This is a genomic window from Streptomyces sp. R11 (assembly GCF_041051905.1).
Classification (GTDB): Bacteria; Actinomycetota; Actinomycetes; order Streptomycetales; family Streptomycetaceae; genus Streptomyces.
This window is the reverse complement of the sequence record NZ_CP163432.1, coordinates 3103220-3121064: the sequence shown is the minus strand read 5'-3', so window position 1 is coordinate 3121064 and position 17845 is coordinate 3103220. Positions and strand designations below refer to the sequence as shown.

The 17845-nt window shown below is 70.1% G+C and carries 13 protein-coding genes; 7 read left to right on the top strand and 6 right to left on the bottom strand.

The window, feature by feature from the left end; translation table 11 throughout:
• Nucleotides 1–211 precede the first annotated feature (211 nt).
• Entirely contained in the window at nucleotides 212–1714 is a 1503-nt protein-coding gene (locus tag AB5J55_RS14155) for a CHAD domain-containing protein (protein ID WP_369271024.1), read from the top strand.
• Between the two features lie 88 nt (nucleotides 1715–1802).
• A complete protein-coding gene (locus tag AB5J55_RS14150) occupies nucleotides 1803–3773 on the top strand; it encodes a TIGR03960 family B12-binding radical SAM protein (RefSeq protein ID WP_369271023.1) in 1971 nt (656 codons plus the stop codon).
• Between the two features lie 433 nt (nucleotides 3774–4206).
• On the opposite strand, the gene AB5J55_RS14145 is transcribed toward AB5J55_RS14150, so the two are convergent.
• The 4 genes from AB5J55_RS14145 to AB5J55_RS14130 form a co-directional block, all read right to left on the bottom strand.
• Nucleotides 4207–4596, bottom strand: a complete 390-nt coding sequence (locus AB5J55_RS14145) for a hypothetical protein (protein WP_369271022.1) — start codon at nucleotides 4594–4596, stop codon at nucleotides 4207–4209.
• Nucleotides 4597–4613: 17 nt separating this feature from the next.
• Nucleotides 4614–5054: a protease inhibitor I42 family protein gene (locus AB5J55_RS14140; RefSeq protein WP_369271021.1), complete on the bottom strand. Its 441-nt coding sequence runs from the start codon at nucleotides 5052–5054 to the stop codon at nucleotides 4614–4616.
• A 17-nt stretch (nucleotides 5055–5071) separates the two neighbouring features.
• Nucleotides 5072–6688 (bottom strand): WXG100 family type VII secretion target, encoded by a 1617-nt coding sequence (locus AB5J55_RS14135; RefSeq protein WP_369271020.1) that lies wholly within the window; start codon nucleotides 6686–6688, stop codon nucleotides 5072–5074.
• A gap of 65 nt (nucleotides 6689–6753) precedes the next feature.
• The gene (locus AB5J55_RS14130) at nucleotides 6754–7179 is read right to left on the bottom strand and encodes a type VII secretion target (protein WP_369271019.1); all 426 of its coding nucleotides are present in this window, start codon (nucleotides 7177–7179) and stop codon (nucleotides 6754–6756) included.
• A 94-nt stretch (nucleotides 7180–7273) separates the two neighbouring features.
• Here AB5J55_RS14130 and AB5J55_RS14125 point away from each other — a divergent pair, with 94 nt between their 5' ends.
• Nucleotides 7274–7738 carry an FAD-dependent monooxygenase gene (locus AB5J55_RS14125; RefSeq protein WP_369271018.1) on the top strand — a complete coding sequence of 155 codons (465 nt, stop codon included), beginning with the start codon at nucleotides 7274–7276 and terminating at the stop codon, nucleotides 7736–7738.
• Between the two features lie 456 nt (nucleotides 7739–8194).
• The gene (locus tag AB5J55_RS14120) at nucleotides 8195–9649 is read left to right on the top strand and encodes a hypothetical protein (RefSeq protein ID WP_369271017.1); all 1455 of its coding nucleotides are present in this window, start codon (nucleotides 8195–8197) and stop codon (nucleotides 9647–9649) included.
• A 15-nt stretch (nucleotides 9650–9664) separates the two neighbouring features.
• Here the strand turns inward: AB5J55_RS14120 and AB5J55_RS14115 are convergent, their stop codons facing one another.
• Nucleotides 9665–10753: a hypothetical protein gene (locus tag AB5J55_RS14115; RefSeq protein WP_369271016.1), complete on the bottom strand. Its 1089-nt coding sequence runs from the start codon at nucleotides 10751–10753 to the stop codon at nucleotides 9665–9667.
• A gap of 76 nt (nucleotides 10754–10829) precedes the next feature.
• Nucleotides 10830–11180, bottom strand: a complete 351-nt coding sequence (locus AB5J55_RS14110) for a hypothetical protein (protein ID WP_369271015.1) — start codon at nucleotides 11178–11180, stop codon at nucleotides 10830–10832.
• Between the two features lie 143 nt (nucleotides 11181–11323).
• Here AB5J55_RS14110 and AB5J55_RS14105 point away from each other — a divergent pair, with 143 nt between their 5' ends.
• From AB5J55_RS14105 to AB5J55_RS14095, 3 genes are all read left to right on the top strand, one after another.
• A complete protein-coding gene (locus AB5J55_RS14105; RefSeq protein ID WP_369271014.1) occupies nucleotides 11324–12502 on the top strand; it encodes a hypothetical protein in 1179 nt (392 codons plus the stop codon).
• 48 nt (nucleotides 12503–12550) lie between these two features.
• A complete protein-coding gene (locus tag AB5J55_RS14100) occupies nucleotides 12551–13315 on the top strand; it encodes a TIGR03936 family radical SAM-associated protein (protein WP_369271013.1) in 765 nt (254 codons plus the stop codon).
• Between the two features lie 262 nt (nucleotides 13316–13577).
• Nucleotides 13578–17699, top strand: coding sequence for an Rne/Rng family ribonuclease (locus AB5J55_RS14095; protein WP_369271012.1), 4122 nt, complete (start codon nucleotides 13578–13580; stop codon nucleotides 17697–17699).
• The last annotated feature ends 146 nt before the right edge of the window (nucleotides 17700–17845 follow it).

The window sequence follows — 17845 nt, the reverse complement described above, 5'->3', positions numbered from 1 at the left end:
CGGCGGGTGCGGTGTCGTATCGGGCTGGGGTGGTCGGCCGAATGGGCTCCGCGCCGTCCGCATGACTGGCACGGCGGTGCGCCGGCCGCCCGGTGGCCAGCGGCAGAATTGGACTCCACCTGCCCGTTTCCCAGTCGCCGCCTCTTGTTGTCCCTGCGTTCATGGCTGGTAAGCCCTGTCATCGCGTCGTGACTGCCATTAGATTCAGTGCATGGCGGACACGAAGCGCGAAATCGAGCGGAAGTATGAATCCGACGACAGCGGCCTGCCCGACCTGACCGGGGTCGCCGGGGTCGATGCCGTGATCGACAAGGGCGTAGCGCACTTGGACGCCACCTACTACGACACCGCGGACGAGCGCCTCGCCACGTCCTCGATTACTCTGCGGCGCCGAACGGGCGGGGCCGACGCGGGCTGGCATCTGAAGTTCCCCGTGGCCCCCGGCGTGCGGGACGAGGTCCAGGCGCCGCTGGCCGACGCGCTGCCCGCCACCCTGGCCGGGCTCGTCCGCTCCCGGGTTCGGGGCACCGACCTGGTGCCCATGGTCCGGCTTCGCTCCGAGCGTGACGTGCGGCATCTCGTGGACGCCGACGGCGGGCTGCTCGCGGAGGTCAGTGTGGACGCCGTGCAGGCCGACCGCCTCGCAGGTGGCAGCGGTACCGCGCAGTGGACCGAGATCGAGGTGGAGTTGGCCGACGGCGTGGACCCGGTGTTGCTCGACAAGGTGGAGAAACGGCTGCGCAAGGCCGGCGTCCGGCCGTCGAAGTCGGCGTCGAAGCTCGCGCGCGCCCTGGCCGAGACCGCCCCGCAGAAGCTCGCCCCCGTGTCCGTCGAGGACCCCGTGACCGCCGGCGACCACGTGCTCGCGTACGTCCGCGCACAGCGGGACGCGATCGTCGAGCTCGACCCCGCCGTGCGCCAGGACGTCGAGGACTCCGTGCACAGCATGCGCGTCGCCACCCGCCGGATGCGCAGCACCTTCAAGTCCTTCGGCAAGGTCCTGGACCGGGCGGTCACCGACCCGATCGGCGACGAGCTGAAGTGGCTCGCCGGCGAACTGGGCGTGGACCGGGACCGCGAGGTGCTGAACGAACGTCTGTCGGCGGCGCTCGACGAGGTGCCCCGGGGCCTGGTCTACGGCCCTGTCGCCGAGCGGCTGAGCCACTGGGCGGGGGACAGGCCCGGCGGGGCGAGCAGCCGACTGATCGGGGTCCTCGACTCCCACCGCTACCTGGCCCTGCTCGACGCCATGGACGGGCTGCTCGCCGACCCGCCGCTGCTGAAGGCGGCCGGGAAAGAGCCCGGGAACGCGCTGCCGAAGGCCGTGCGGAAGGACTTCGGCAAGGTGTCCGCGCTCGTCGAGCGGGCTCTGGAGCTGGAGCCCGGCAGCGAGCGTGACGTCACCATCCACGAGGCCCGCAAGAAGACCAAGCGCACCCGCTACGCGGCGGAGGCGGCCGCTCCGGCGCTCGGCAAGCCGGCCAAGAGCCTGGTCAAGACCATGAAGTCACTGCAGAACCTGCTCGGCGAGCACCAGGACAGCGTCATGGCCCGCCAGACCCTGTGCGAGCTGTCCGCGGTCGCGCACGGGGCCGGAGAGAGCGCCTTCACCTACGGGCTGCTGTACGGGCGCGAGGAGCGGCGGGCGGCTGCCGTGGAGGACCAGCTGCCCGGAGTCTGGGACGGGGTCAAGGGCGGGGCGGACGTCCTCTGAGCCGTGGGACGTGCTGGGGGTGCCCGCAGTCGCGTTAGGCTAGATGGTCACCCCTGTCAGTTCAGTCCCGCTCACGAAGGTTCGCGAGATGCCTGCCGAAGTCGCTGCGTCGGTTTTCCCGCAGCTCGAAGCTCTGCTCCCGCATGTGCAGAAGCCGATCCAGTACGTCGGCGGAGAGCTCAACTCCACGGTCAAGCCGTGGGACTCCTGTGACGTCCGCTGGGCGCTCATGTACCCCGACGCGTACGAGGTCGGGCTGCCCAACCAGGGCGTCATGATCCTCTACGAGGTCCTCAACGAGCAGCAGGGCGTCCTCGCCGAGCGCACGTACAGCGTGTGGCCGGACCTGGAGGCACTGATGCGGGAGCACAGCGTCCCGCAGTTCACGGTGGACAGCCACCGGCCGGTGAAGGCCTTCGACGTGTTCGGCCTGTCCTTCTCCACCGAGCTCGGCTACACGAACATGCTCACGGCCCTTGACCTGGCAGGCATCCCGCTGGAGTCCAAGGACCGGACCATCGACGACCCGATCGTCCTGGCGGGCGGCCACGCGGCCTTCAACCCCGAGCCGATCGCCGACTTCATCGACGCGGCGATCATCGGCGACGGCGAGCAGGCCGTGCTGGACATGACGGCGATCATCCGCGCGTGGAAGGCCGAGGGCTGCCCCGGCGGACGCGAAGAGGTCCTCTTCCGCCTGGCGAGGACGGGTTCGGTCTACATCCCGGCGTTCTACGACGTCGAGTACCTCCCGGACGGCCGTATCGCCCGTGTCGTACCGAACAAGAGCGGTGTCCCGTGGCGTGTGTCCAAGCACACGGTCATGGACCTGGACGAGTGGCCCTACCCCAAGCAGCCGCTCGTGCCGCTCGCCGAGACGGTCCACGAGCGCATGTCGGTCGAGATCTTCCGCGGCTGCACCCGAGGCTGCCGCTTCTGCCAGGCCGGCATGATCACCCGCCCGGTGCGTGAGCGCTCGATCACCGGCATCGGCGACATGGTCGACAAGGGCCTGAAGGCGACCGGCTTCGAGGAGGTCGGCCTGCTCTCCCTCTCCTCGGCGGACCACAGCGAGATCGGCGACGTGGCGAAGGGCCTGGCGGACCGCTACGAGGAAGACAAGATCGGCCTCTCGCTCCCGTCCACCCGTGTGGACGCCTTCAACATCGACCTGGCGAACGAGCTGACGCGCAACGGCCGCCGCTCCGGCCTGACCTTCGCCCCCGAGGGCGGCTCGGAACGCATCCGCAAGGTCATCAACAAGATGGTCTCTGAAGACGACCTGATCCGGACCGTCTCCACCGCCTACGGCAACGGCTGGCGCCAGGTGAAGCTGTACTTCATGTGCGGCCTGCCGACCGAGACCGACGACGACGTCCTGCAGATCGCCGACATGGCGACGAAGGTCATCGCCAAGGGCCGCGAGGTCTCCCGCTCGAACGACATCCGCTGCACGGTCTCGATCGGCGGCTTCGTCCCGAAGCCCCACACCCCCTTCCAGTGGGCCCCGCAGCTGTCGGCCGAGGAGACGGACGCCCGCCTGGAGAAGCTCCGCGACAAGATCCGCGGCGACAAGAAGTACGGCCGCTCGATCGGTTTCCGCTACCACGACGGCAAGCCGGGCATCGTCGAGGGCCTCCTCTCCCGCGGCGACCGCCGCATCGGCGCGGTCATCCGCGCGGTCTACGACGACGGCGGCCGCTTCGACGGCTGGCGCGAGCACTTCTCCTACGACCGCTGGATGCAGTGCGCCGACAAGGCGCTGGTCCCGTTCGGCGTCGACGTCGACTGGTACACCACCCGCGAGCGCACCTATGAGGAGGTCCTCCCCTGGGACCACCTCGACTCCGGCCTCGACAAGGACTGGCTCTGGGAGGACTGGCAGGACGCCCTCGACGAGACCGAGGTGGAGGACTGCCGGTGGACACCGTGCTTCGACTGCGGGGTGTGCCCGCAGATGGACACCCACATCCAGATCGGCCCGACCGGTAAGAAGCTGCTGCCTCTGACGGTCAAGAACGGCGGTCCGACGCCGGCTTCGAGTGGGCACTCGCACTGAATCGGGCGAGGCGCTCGATCGGGTGATTGAGGTGTTGGCGGGGGCAAGCGAGGAGGAGGTGGCCGTGCTGATGGCCGCGACGGGTGCTCCGCGTCCGCGTCCGCCAGTGCCGACGGTCTCCTCCCGTACGCCATTGCCCGTGCTGGGGAGCAGCGCAGCCATTCAATTCCGAGGTGGAGTGGGTCTGGCGATCTTTCCGCGAGAGCCTTTGTTCCATGGGGGATGCGTCGGCTGGACAGGTCGTCCGAAGGTTTCTGGCGGCGCTCCGCGTCGGTGACGTCTGCCACGGGACGGTCACCGCGGTTTCTCGGTCCGAGATGTCGGTGACCCCGGGCGGCTTCCCCGACCAGCCGCTCGGGGCACAGGAGCGACAGTCGGGTCGCGGCTGACAACCGATGCGGACGCAGTCCCCATGGGCCCCAGGGTGCTGAGCTCAGCGGGCGGCGCGCTCCCGGGTGGTGCGGCGCAGCCCGATGAGTTCGGCGACGGCCTCCAGCCAGCGGGCCACGACCTCGTCGCCCTCCACGGGCCGGGCCACCGACGCGGCCGCATCCAGCCAGCCGCGCATCAGGTCCGAGGCCGCCGGATCGGGCAGCAGCTCCGGCAGCCGGGCGGTGTAGCCGGTGCCACCGCTGCGGACGGTCCTGCCGAGGAAAGCCACCGACCGGGGCTGGACCCCGAGGCGGTCGAGCGTGACCGCGGCACCCACGGCTCCGTCGCCGAACAGGGCGCTGCGACGCGGGCCCGGGGCGCCGATGCCGTAGCGCAGGAGCATGGCGACGTCGGCCTGCGCCGACTCTTCGTCGGTCTTGCTGGGGTTCATCGGTACCTCCGGTCCGGTCATCGCACGGTGACCGTGTAGATGAAGTACGCCGGGTCGTTGCCGGGGCTGCCCGTCGCGGTGCGGTCGTCGCCGTCGGGGCAGTCGCCCAGCACGCAGTAGCTCATTTTGATCTTCGTGGTGCCCGCGGCAATGGCCTGGAAGGTGAAGGTCTGCGTGCCGTCACCACCCCCGTCGACACCGCTGTCGCCCTCGAAGTCCTCCTCCCGGCCGCCCTCCTGGCGCACCGTGGCATGGTCGGGACCGGGGCGCACGATGCTCCAGTCCTGGCCCATCGAGGGGTTGGCCGGGAGCGTCAGCTCGAACGTGTCGCCCGCGTCCACTTCGATGGACCGCTCGTCGGCCTCGAACGTCTCGGGGCCGAAGAGGCCGCACCCGGACAGCATCACGGCCGTCAGCGGCAAGGCCAGGGCGGCGGACAGGCGGTGGCTGGACTTCACGGGGATCGGCCTTCCGTTCACTGGGCGGGCAGGTGGACGCCGTAGGCGTCGGGCAAGTCCTTGTCGGAGGCCTTGTCCATGTTGCCGTTGACGAAGTCGTCCTCGCTGACCCATGTGGTCGTTCCCCAGGGGTTGTAGACCTGCAGCATGTCGCCCTCCTGACCGACGATCATCATGGAGTGGCCGACCCGGTCGCCGTTCCCGTCCTTGCCCTCGACGCCGATCGGCACCGGTCTGCCCTCGGCGACGGCCCGCTGGATGTCGGGGAGCGCGTCCCGGCGGTCGTCCGCGCTCCTGACCTCCTGGAACTCGTACTCGCCGCCCGTGTGCGGGCTGATCTCCTTGTTGGAGATCTCGGTCTTGCCGTCGTTGTCCATGCCGTCGGGTGTCGAGCCGAAGGGGAAGTCGTACGCGTTGTCGCCGTCGCCCTCGTCGTGCATCCGCTGCTGCTCGTCGCGCAGCCGGTCCCGGAAGGCGCCGGGGTCGTCCTCCTGCCCGGACGGGCCGCCGGTGAGTTCGAGGGCGTACACCGGATCGACCATGGCGCGCCCGGTGACGACGGTCGAGGGCACGCAGGTGTTGCCTTCCTGCGACCACCTCTCGCCGTTGAACGTCTGCTGGTCCGTGTTCTTGTTGGCACCTTCGTAGGGGCCGCTGGTGTTGATCCCCTCGTCTTTCATGCTGTCCCCGGCCGTGGTGACCGGCGTCAAGTGCCGCTGCAGCCAGTCCGGGTCCTTGCCGTGGATCTTGTCGCGGAACTCACCGACCTCCTTGAGGTCGTACCCGGCGGCCAGTGCCTTCACGAGGTACGCCCGTTCCTGCGGGGTCTTCGCCTCGGCGAGCATCCGCTCGAACTCGGCCTCCTCACGGGCGTCGAGGCGCTCCATCGCGCGGCCCGAGCGCTCCAGGTCGTTCGCGGTCAGCAGCTCGTTCATCTCCGCCGGGCCGCCGGGGCCCGCGATGTCGGCGAGCACGAGACGGTCGGCGGCGGAGATGTTGTCGGTCTTCATCTGGCCCGCCCGGGCCTCGGACGCCAGCTTGTTGAGGTCGCGCGCCGCGGCCCGCGCCGCGTCGTCGGCCACCTCCGCGGCGGTGTGCATCGTCTTGGCGCCCGCAGCCGCGATGCTGCGGGCCCGCAGCCGCTCCGCCTCCTCGGCGTCCTTCTCCACCATGTCGTCGAAGAAGCCGTCCTCACCGCCGAGCATGCCGAGCGCCTCGCGCACCTGCTCGCGGCCACCCTTGTCCTGGGCCTTGGCGTTGGTCAGCGCGTCGGCCAAGCGGAACAGGGCGCCGGCCGCGCCGCTGAACGCCTGCTCCATCTGCTCGGCGGAGCGCGCCGCCGCCATCACCACCTCGGACGCCCGCGCCCCGGTGCTGCCCACCCAGGCGTCGGGCAGGCCCTCGTTGGCGACCTTCTGCACCCGCCGGTGCACGTCGGCGACGTCGTCGATCTGTTTGCGGTACGTCTTGGCGAGACCCTCGATGACCCCGGGGTCACCTACCGGAGCCGAGACGCCCAAGGCGTTGTTGATGGCCCCGATGAGATCGTTCTTGCTGTCGGCCGAGGAGATGGAGTCGTGGTACTCGGCGAGCTTCTGGCGGCGGTCGGTGGTGGATTCGCCTGCGTCGGGCATGACGGGTGCGGCCTTCTGTCGTGGTGAGGGCAGGAGTGCGGACGCGTAAGCGGTACGTAGGGCGCTCAGCCGAAGTCGGACAGGCCGCGCGGCGGCGTGCCGGGCGCGGGCATGGTGCGGTAGCCCGGCGCGGGAGCATCCCCCGCGGGCGCGGGCATCGTCGTCACGCCCTCGCCGCCCGCGGCGCTCATGCCCCGGATGGAGGCGTGCTCGGCGCCCTGGTAGTTCGCCTTGGACACCCGCACCTTGTCGGCCAGCTCGTGCAGGGCGCTCTCCAGGACCTTGGCTTCTGCCTGCCAGTCACCGGCGAAGTTGTTGTACGCGGGGCCCGCGTCGGAGCCGCCGAGGACGTCCGAGGGGTAGCAGGCGGTGTCCTTGACCGCCCTGGCGATGGCACCGACGTCGTCACCCGCCGTGTCGAGTGTCTGCGCCTCGCTGTTCATCGCGCTCGTCTGGACTTGATAGCCCCCGGCGTGCCCTTGCACGGTCATGTCCGGCCCCCGTTTTTCTGATCTTGAGGGCGCAATGTAGCAGGGGCCGGTGGCATGAACACAGCGACCTTTACGCCTCGCGCACAACAGCATCATGCGGCTTCATAGTCGCTCGCTGTGGGCCGGTGACTTGCCTGAGCGGTCGACTGAGGGCGTCGTGAATATTGCTGAAAGCTCAGACCGAGTCGAACGCGGGCGCCGTCACCGACGACCCCGAGAACACCGATGTGGTGATCGTGGGCGCCAGACCGCGACCCGCGCGCGCTACGTCGTGGCCTGTGACGGCGGGCGCAGCACCGTCCGCGGCCTTCGCGCCAGCGAGTTCGCCGGCTCCACCTACGCGCAGCCGTGGCTCGTCGTCGACGCCAAGCTCGATGCCCCGTTGACCGACGTCACGTCCGTCCAGTTCACCGGTAACCCGGACCGTCCGGGCGTGACACTGCCGCTACCCGGTAGGCACCACCGCTGGGAGTTCATGGTGGGGATGCGTCGGCGCCTTGGCTGCGGCCGTGGCGGCTGTCATCGTCGTGGTTGTGCTGGTGGTCGCGGCGGCGAATGACGACGAGAGCACCACATCCGCTCCCACCGACGCGGCGAGCGAGAACGCGTCCCGGGGAGAGAAGGACCCGCAGGGCGAGCGGGCAGACCTGGTCAGGTTCCAGCTGGACGATCGCTCGGTAGCAGGCCTCACCGATGTCTGGTCGTTTGGACGATCAAGAACACCAGCAGCGAGAAGTGCGACAACTCATGGGAGTGGGAAGCCGTCGATGCCACTGGCACTCGACTGGGGAACGGCACTGAGCTGGAGACGGCCATCCGACCCGGGCAGACGGCCCGGGGTGGTTCCCCCACGGCGCTCAACAGCGCGAACGGCGTCAGACTCAACATCACCTGCTTCAACCGGACTGCCGGCTAGCGGGACGATGAGACCGCAGGTCGTCGACTTGGGTGCCGTTGAGGGCCGAACGGGGGAGCCCCACGTGCGCAGGGGTGGGGTGCGTTCGAGGCTGGGGGCATGAGTCTGCGTCCATGGGTCGTTGTCGAGTCGCCGGACACCCGTGGGCTTCGCCGGGTGACCGTGGGCAGTGAGACGGTGGGCAGCGCCTGGTCGTTGAGGGAGCTGCGCCGAATACTCGGCCGTCTCGGCTACCCGGAGGATGCGGATCTGGAGGACCCGGCACTCATCTGCTGGCGCGGCGGTGACAGCGGCACGTGGCCCGACCGGGCGTGGAGAAGACGCGCGATCCTCGTGCTGATGACGGTCGGACTGTTGGCTTCCATGGGGCTCAACGCGGTTGTCGGATGGCCGGACGCGGCCGGTGCGCTGACTTTTGCGCAACGGCTGACTGGGATCCTCTTCGTGCTGTCCGGCCTGGTGCAGGGTGCGGCCGCGTTGATGGCGCTCGACTACTGGGGGAGACGGCAGTTCAAGATTTCCGGGGCGCTTGTTCTGCTGGGGGTGCTCATTTCGCTGGCCACGGACAGTCTGCTTCTCTTCATGTGGCTGGAGGAAACGGAGTACACGCCCTATGCGCTGGTTTTCCTGCCGCTTTGGTGCTGGTCTCTGTGGGCGCTCTTCCTGCTTGTTCGGGAGAGATCGTGGGGAGGAGTGCCGCAGCCGAAGAGGTTTGCCGCCGGAGTGGTCGCCACCGCGCTTCTGACTGGTGTCAGTCTGGCGTACTCGACCATGTATCAACCCACCGCAGCGCCGATGCACTTCACTTTGCAGGCGAAGTTCGGGGCTGCGCAGGCGGACCGTGGGCTGCCGTTCGTCCACGTTCCGCTGTCGCTGCGCATGAAGAACACCGGCGGGATCCCCGTCTACATCCTCAATGACATCTACACGGTCCGCGGCCGAGGCGCCAATTATTCCAGATTCTCTCAGAATGGAGATTTGTTGAGGGAGTGGAGGGAGAGTGCAGGAAAGTCGGGCTATCTGACCGGGGAGGCGGAGCTCTATGTCGACGATCTCAAGAAGACCACCATAAGCAGTAGTCATTTCTATGGCCCCGGCAAGTGGCTCGAAGTCGGGCAGGAATACGCTCTCGAGCGTGTGTTCCAAGTCCCCAAAGATGCAACGTATGACACAGTCAGCGTCGACGTGCAGGTCTCATACATGAGGAAGGATCGAGGGAAGCTGGATGTCGACGAATTCAGCACTGCGCACTATACCTGGAATGAAAATGACGATTACTACTGCGCATGGCAGCTGTGCGGGCAGCAACTCATCTATCAAGGGCGGGTGCGACACAACAACAACCTCATCAACGTGACGCGTAAACCACGCTTTGTGAAGGCGGTCTGGTCGCCGGGCGCTGTGCCCATTTCCGCTATTTCTTCAGGTCAAGTCAAGAGGGGGCAGGTTGCCTACGGTGAGGTAAGGAGGGAGCTGGACAGGTACGGCGCTGCGAGAATCCGGGCCGGTGCGGAGGTGTCCGTCGCGGAATTGCTGAGATCCTCCGGTGCATGACGGGGATTCAGCTCTCTACCCTTGGTCGCCCGTCGTGAGCCAGGTTCCTGCCGTGACGCCGTCCTCATCGAGGTACGCAGCTGTCTGCCTGCAATGGAGACCGCTGGGCGTTCCGAGGGTCCAAATCAGTTCTTTCCCCGGCAGGAGGTCGGCGAGTTTCGTGATGAGCGGTGCGATGCCGAAGGGGGCGTGGGCGTGCTCGTCGTTCTTCAACTGGGCGCGGACGACGAGCACGTCGTTACTCTGCTCCCTGGCCTTCCAGAAATCTTTGACCCCTGCGCTGTCCCAGCTCGAGGGAGTCAGGTCTTTCAGCCCCTTTTCGAGTGTCCGGGCAGAGAGAGCCTTGAGCACGGCGTTGGTGCACATTTCGGCGGCCTTCCCGAGGGGGGCCTGGGGCTGCTCCTGCTCCGAGGCGGCTTTGTCCTGCTCAGCCTTCATACGAGCAGTCCCGTCTTCCATCTCGTTCCGGGCTTCGTCTCGCTTCTCCGGTGAGGTCCTGGGGTCGGTCGCCTGTTTCATCGGCCGACTGACCCGCCGTGTCGCATCCGCGAGTTCGTCCCGTTGATCCTGCGGATTGCGCGAGTGCTGTCCCGGTGCGCTCGAGTGCTCCGGCTGTGCGGTTGCGCCCGTGAGGAACCCCTGCGACGAGCTCACCCACAAAGCAGCACGGCCCATCTCCCCCTGGCCACGACTCTGTTCCAGGGCGAAATTCACTTCCTCCACGATTGCCGCCAGCTCCCCGCGCAACTTCTTCGGCGTCCCGGCATCCCCGATCGTGTCCAGGGCGGATGTCGTCCGCTCCACCACCAGCAGGAGCCGCGACCGGTCCTCGGCCGGCAAATCAGGCTGCTGGCCCACCACCAGGGTGGAGGTCATCTGCTTCACGAGCACGGTCAACCGGTCCCGCTGCTCGCGAGGCGTGCCGTCCTTGCTGATGACCGACAGTGCCGAGGCAAGCTTCCTCGCGCTCTCGGTGACCGCTTCCCTGTCCTGGGGTGTCGTCGCCGGGTCCGTCGCTGCCCTGAGCGCGGCGGTCAAGGTGTCCACGGTCGAAGTGAGTTCCGCGGGTACGTCGTCCCGCGTCTTGTTCAGGGTCGCCGTCACCTCGTCGATCGCCTTCGTTTGTTCCGACGGTGGTTCGGGCGTGGGCTGGTCCGGGGTGGCGGTACCTGACGGCTCATCAGTCGTCGTCGGCGTGCGGTCCGAATCCGACGCATCGGTATCGGTCGGTGTGGTCGTGGCCGTGGTCGGCGCAGGGGGTGGGGGCGTAGGGGTGGTGGCTGGCGTCGTCGGGGGAGGCGGCGTCGGCGAAGGTGGGGAGGGCGGCGAGGGGGGTGGCGGAGGCGTTGTCTGTGCGGGTGCGTGGTGCCCGGACGCGGTGGGCGTCTGCTGTGCTGCCACCGCACTCGTCAGGCCTGCCGGCAACGCGAGTGCCGCGGCCAGGAGAGACGCGTTGAGCCTGTGGAAGGCGTACCGCCGAGTTGTTCTGGCCATGGTGATCCCAGATGCGCTGTGCGGTGTACTGCATCATCTGCTTGCCGACTCGGCCGACTCGACCCTACGAATCCACTGTTCACCCGGCCTGCGCATCGCGCAATGCGAACGCCCGGCCTCGGGCCGGAGGTTGTGCGCAGGAGTGGGATCCGGACGGGCGAGAGCGGCGTCTACACGAATATGGACCTTGAGAAGCCGCCGACCGCGGATCCACAGAAGCCGCCTGCGAGGCACGAGCAGCCGGCAGCGCCGGACGGGTGCCTCGTCGTCGCGATACGGCTGCCCGTGCGGATCGTCGTGCTACTGCTGGTCGTGCCGGTGCGGATGGTGTGGGACGCGCTCGTCGTCGCCGGGCGCTTCCTGAACGACACGATGCTGCGGCCGCTGGGGCGGGCGCTGCTGTGGGGCGGGCGGGCGTTGTTCGTGTGGCCGTTCGTGGGGCTGTGGCGATACGTCGTCGTGCCCGTCGCACAGGGGCTCGCCTGGCTGGGGAACGTACTCGTGGTCGTTCCGCTGGTGTGGCTGTACCGGTACGTGCTCACTCCCCTCGGGCACGCGTGTGCGTGGGTGGCCCGTGGCATCGGGCACGCGTGCGCCTGGCTGGCGCGAGGGGTCGGGGCCGGGCTGGGATGGCTGTACGCGCGCGTGCTCGCACCGATCGGGCAAGCGGCGATGTGGGTCCTCAGGGGGCTCGGCGCGCTGCTCGCCGCGTTCGGGCTCGGCGCGTTCGCCGTCGTGGCGTGGCTGGTGCGGTATCTCCTCGTCGTCCCGGCCGTGTGGGTGTACGAGTGGGTCCTCGCGCCCCTCGGGCGGGCGATCGCCTGGTGCGCGAGGGGCCTGCTGTGGGTCGTGAGCACGGTCGTCACCGGAATCGGGATCGGGCTGTACTGGATCGGGCGCGTGCTGTTCGTGCTGCCCGCGCTGGGCGTGTACCGGTGGGTCCTCGCGCCCGTCGGCCGTGTGCTCGCCGTCATCGGCAGGGAGATCTGGGAGGCGCTCGGGCATGCGTGGCGGGTCGCCGGGCGGATCTCGCTCGCCGTCGGGCGGTTCCTCGCGAGCCTCTTCCGGTGGATCTTCGTGGAGCCGGTGCGATGGGTGTACCGGACGGTGCTCACACCGGTCGGGCACCTCGTCCGGGACGCGGTGCTACGGCCCGCCGCCGAGGCCGCGCGCAGCGTGGGGCGGGCCACCCGGCAGGCCCTCGCCGACGTCCGGGAGTCCGTACGTCAGGCGCGGGCCGACTTCCGGCGGATGCTGCTCGGGGAGCCGAAGAAGCGGGAAGCCGTGGCCCGACGGGAACCTCTGGGCCGTGAGACACGTACTCTTGGTAGCAGTACGACCGCTCTCACGAAGGACTGAACGACACTGGGCAAGCGACAGCCCGAAGGCCCGCCGCCCGCACCCGCGGTGCAGCGCATCCGACTGCGCTACACCAAGCGCGGCCGCCTCCGGTTCACCAGCCACCGTGACTTCCAGCGCGCCTTCGAGCGTGCGCTGCGCCGTGCCGAGGTGCCGATGGCGTACTCGGCAGGGTTCACGCCGCATCCGAAGGTGTCGTACGCCAATGCCGCACCCACCGGCACGGGCAGTGAGGCGGAGTATCTGGAGATCGCGCTCACCACAGCGCGGGATCCCGAGAAGCTGCGGGTTCTTCTCGACGAGTCGCTGCCCACCGGCCTCGACATCGTCGACGCGGTCGAGGCCCGGACCTCGGGGCTCGCCGACCGGCTCACCGCTTCCGTGTGGGAGCTGCGGCTGGCCGGCGTGGAGTCGGCCGAGGCCGAGCGAGCCGTGGCGGCCTTCAACGCCGCCGAGGCGGTCGAGGTCCAGCGGATGACCAAGAACGGCCTCCGCACCTTCGACGCCCGCCCCGCGGTCGTACAACTTGAAACACAGAGTGAAACGGCTGATAGGCCGACCGACCAGCCCTGTGCGATACTGCGGCTGGTTGTTCGGCACGTGACGCCTGCCGTACGACCCGACGACGTCCTGTCCGGTCTCCGCGCCGTGGCCGACCTGGCGCCGCCGGTCCCCGCAGCGGTGACCAGGCTGGCGCAGGGGCTGTTCGATGAAGAGACCGGCACGGTGACCGACCCGCTCGCGCCCGACCGCGAGGCAGCGACGGCCCCAACCGAGGCCGAGACCGCTGCCGCCGCGACGGCGCCGGCGTAAGGAAGGTTCCGCGTAGGGACGGTCGTCGAAGCGCCGCCCTCGTACTCGGGAGCCACCTGGGTCGGGCAGCGCACCGACCAGAAGACTTTCGCCAGGCCGTACGCATTCGGCGTACGGAACCGGCGAGACAGGACACAGAGAGCTCCCGTGCGGCGCCCGCGCCCCGGACGGCGGCAGTCGCGCAATGCGCGAGCCGCGGACGTCACCGGCATACCGCCGGACCAGGCGCGGCGCCCGGGAGCCTGACGGGAGAAACGCCCGCATGCTCGAACCGACCGAACCCAATGAGGGTTCCGAACTGAACACTCCCAGCGACACCCTGCCGCCGAGGCGGCGGCGCCGTGCCGCGTCCCGCCCGGCGGGCCCGCCGACGGCTGCCGCCGAGGCGCAGCCCACAGAGGTGGTCGAGCCGGCCATACCGGTCGCCGATGCCTCCGATGTGGCGGCCCTGACCGAAGACGCCGAGACGGCCGAGAAGCGCCAGGAGAGCATCGACGCCGTCGTGGCCGCCGTTGCCGAGGCGAATTCCGAGGCCGCGGACGCCGAAGAGACCCAGGACGCCGAAGAGGCGGAGGGGACGGCGGAGGCCGCCCCTGCCGGTCGTACGCGTCGGCGCGCGGTGCGTCGCGCGTCCGCGCCTGCCGGATCGCCTACGGCTGCCGAGACCGCCGAGACCGTGGTGCCGGTGGCTGCCGCCGCACCAGTCGCCGAGCAGGCGAGCCCGGCCGCCGCCGAAGAGCCCGCGGCCGAGAGTGCTGTGGCCGAGGAGTCGGCGCCGCCCCGTTCGCGTCGCCGTGCGGTGCGTCGGGCGTCCGCGCCCGCCGGTGCTCCCGCGCCGACGGAGGCCGCCGAGGCCGCGGTCTCCGATGCCTCCGGTACGGCCGCTGAACTGCCTGCCGCCGCTGAAGCCGCTGCCCCGGCCGAGGCCGGCGAGGACGCTGCGCCGCGTCGTACGCGTCGGCGTGCCACGCGTCGGGTTTCCGTGCCCGCCGGTACTCCCTCCACCGACGAGGCCGCTGCCCCTGCGGTGGCCGAGGAGAGCGCCGAGGCGCCCGTGAGCGACGAGGCCTCCGCCGAGATCTCCGCCGACGCCGAGGAGGCCGCCGAGGCCGCCCCGCGTCGCACCCGCCGGCGCGCCACACGGCGTGCGGCTTCTGCTGCCGACGAGACCTCCGAGGCCGTGGCCGCCGAGGCCCCCGCCGAGACGCCGGTGACGGCGGCGACGCCCGTGACCCCCGGTATCGACACCGTGACCGCCGCGGTGGCCGGTGTCGGCGAGCCCGCCGAGGCACCCGCCGCCGAAGCCGAGGAGAAGGCCGCCCCCCGCCGCCGTCGCCGTGTCGTCCAGCGGGCGGCCACCGGCTTCGCGGCGCCGGCTCAGTCCGCCGCCGCCGAGGGCGACGAGGCGCCGCGCCCCGCGCGGCCCGCCATGGCCGTGTTCCAGGCGCCCGTGTTCACCGAGCCGCAGTTCCAGACGCCCCAGCGCGCCGCCGCCGAGGCCGCCGCTGAGGCGGAGACCGAGGACGTCGAGGAGTTCGCGGAGGAGCAGCCCGCCGCGTCGAGGCGTCGTCGCCGGCGCCGGGGCGCCGGGTACGGCGACGAGGCCGAGGCCACCCAGAGCGTCGAGGCCGCCGCCGAGGACGAGACCGAGGAAGCCGAGGACGCGGAGACCGAGGACGTCGCCGACGGTGACGACTCCGAGGAGTCCGGGTCGCGTCGGCGCCGCAGGCGTGGTGGCCGGCGTCGTCGTCGGGGTGAGTCCGCGGACTCCGAGTCCGAGGGCGGTGACGCCGAGGGCGACGAGGTCGCCGCCGCGCAGGCCGCGCAGGACGCCGAGGACACCGCCGAGCAGGACGAAGAGGACGCCGAGGACGCCCGAGGCGAAGACGGCGGTTCCAGCTCCAGCAGCCGTCGTCGCCGGCGCCGTCGTCGTCGCGCCGGTGACTCCTCCGTGGACACCGAGCCCGGCGAGGGCGACCCCGAGCGCACCGTCGTCAAGGTCCGCGAGCCCCGCCCGAAGGCCGAGCCGTCCGACGAGGTGCAGTCCATCAAGGGCTCCACGCGCCTGGAGGCCAAGAAGCAGCGCCGCCGGGAAGGCCGTGAGCAGGGCCGTCGTCGCGTGCCGATCATCACCGAGGCCGAGTTCCTGGCCCGTCGTGAGGCCGTCGAGCGCGTGATGGTCGTCCGCCAGCACGGCGACCGTACGCAGATCGGCGTCCTCGAGGACAACGTGCTCGTCGAGCACTACGTCAACAAGGAGCAGTCGACCTCGTACGTCGGCAACGTCTACCTGGGCAAGGTCCAGAACGTGCTGCCGTCGATGGAGGCCGCCTTCATCGACATCGGCAAGGGCCGCAACGCCGTCCTGTACGCCGGTGAGGTCAACTTCGAGGCGCTCGGCATGGCCAACGGGCCGCGCCGCATCGAGTCCGCCCTCAAGTCCGGCCAGTCCGTGCTCGTCCAGGTCACCAAGGACCCGATCGGGCACAAGGGCGCGCGTCTGACCAGCCAGGTCTCCCTGCCGGGCCGTTACCTCGTGTACGTCCCCGAGGGCTCCATGACCGGCATCAGCCGCAAGCTGCCCGACACCGAGCGGGCGCGGCTGAAGACCATCCTCAAGAAGATCGTCCCCGAGGACGCGGGCGTCATCGTGCGCACCGCCGCCGAGGGCGCGAGCGAGGACGAGCTGCGCCGCGATGTCGAGCGACTGCAGTCGCAGTGGGAGGACATCCAGAAGAAGGCCAAGAACGGCAACGCGCCGACGCTGCTGTACGGCGAGCCGGACATGACCGTCCGGGTCGTCCGGGACATCTTCAACGAGGACTTCTCCAAGGTCGTCGTCAGCGGTGACGAGGCCTGGGACACCGTCCACGGCTATGTCTCGCACGTGGCGCCGGACCTCGCCGAGCGGTTGCAGAAGTGGACCAGCGAGGTCGACGTCTTCGCCACGTACCGGATCGACGAGCAGCTCGCCAAGGCACTGGACCGCAAGGTCTGGCTGCCGAGCGGTGGTTCGCTGGTGATCGACCGGACCGAGGCGATGGTCGTCGTCGACGTCAACACGGGCAAGTTCACCGGCCAGGGCGGCAACCTCGAGGAGACCGTCACCAGGAACAACCTGGAGGCGGCCGAGGAGATCGTCCGTCAGCTGCGGCTGCGCGACCTCGGCGGCATCATCGTCATCGACTTCATCGACATGGTGCTGGAGTCCAACCGGGACCTGGTTCTGCGGCGCCTGCTGGAGTGCCTGGGCCGGGACCGGACGAAGCACCAGGTCGCCGAGGTGACCTCGCTGGGGCTCGTGCAGATGACGCGCAAGCGGGTCGGCCAGGGCCTGCTGGAGTCCTTCTCCGAGACCTGCGTCCACTGCAACGGCCGCGGTGTCATCGTGCACATGGAGCAGCCGACCTCCGCCGGAGGCGGCGGCAAGCGCAAGAAGCGCGCGCGGGCCGGTGCCGGTCCGGACCATGTGCACGAGGGCGCCGTCGCCGTCGAGCCGGCCGAGACGGCCGAGGAGGAGGCGGAGTCCGAGGCCGAGGTCGCTGCCGAGGCCGCACAGCCCGCCGCGCTTCCGGAGCCTGCCTTCGCGCCCGACGAGGAGCTGTACAGCAGCGTCGCCGAGGCCGAGGCCGCGGCCGGGCGTGGCGGTCGTTCGCGTCGCCGCGGCGGTCGGCGGGCGTCCGCTCCGGCGGGTGCGCCGAGGAAGTCCGAGACGGTTCCCACGGCTCAGGACGTGACCGTCGAGCAGGAGGTCGAGCGTCCGGTGCAGCCGGAGTCGGCCGCCGAGGCGAAGGCCGAGCCGATGGCCGTGGAGGACGCGGTCGTCGAGGCCCCGGCCACCGAGGAGGCCGCGCCCAAGGGGCGTACGCGGCGTCGTGCGACCCGCAAGGTGTCCGCGCCCGCCGGGTCGCCGGCGGGGTCCGAGGCCGCCGTCGTGACGGTCGGCGAGGCCGCGTCCGAGCAGGTGGCGGAGGCCCCGGCCGAGGCTCTCTCGGAGCAGGCCGAGCCGGCTCCGGCCGAGGCGGTCGTCGAGAGCGCCGCTCCGGCCCGGGCGCGGCGCCGTGCCGTGCGCAAGGCCACCGCGCCGACCGCGTCCGAGGAGACGGCCGTCGTGGTCGTCCCGGCCGCCGAGGCGGAGTCCGGCAGCGCCGCGGAGGCCCCGGCAGCCGACGAGGACGTCGAAGAGGCGGCTCCGGCCAAGAAGACGGCCCGTAAGACGGCCAAGAAGGCCACGGCGAAGAAGGCCGCCACCACCAAGAAGACCGCGGCCAAGAAGACGGCCGCAAAGAAGGTGACGGCCAAGAAGGCGGCGAAGACCACCAAGACGGCAGCGGCCAAGTCGACGGCGAAGAAGACCACCGTCTCGGCTGCCACCGACGAGTGATGCGCCACTGATGGGCGACAACTGATGCGTGGTGCGGCCGGTCCATGTGACCGGCCGCACTGCGTTGGAGCCCGGCCCGGTTTGACCCCCTTGGCCATGGCCCCGTAACCTTGACCGTCGGCGTGTCCGTGGATATAGGCACGCCA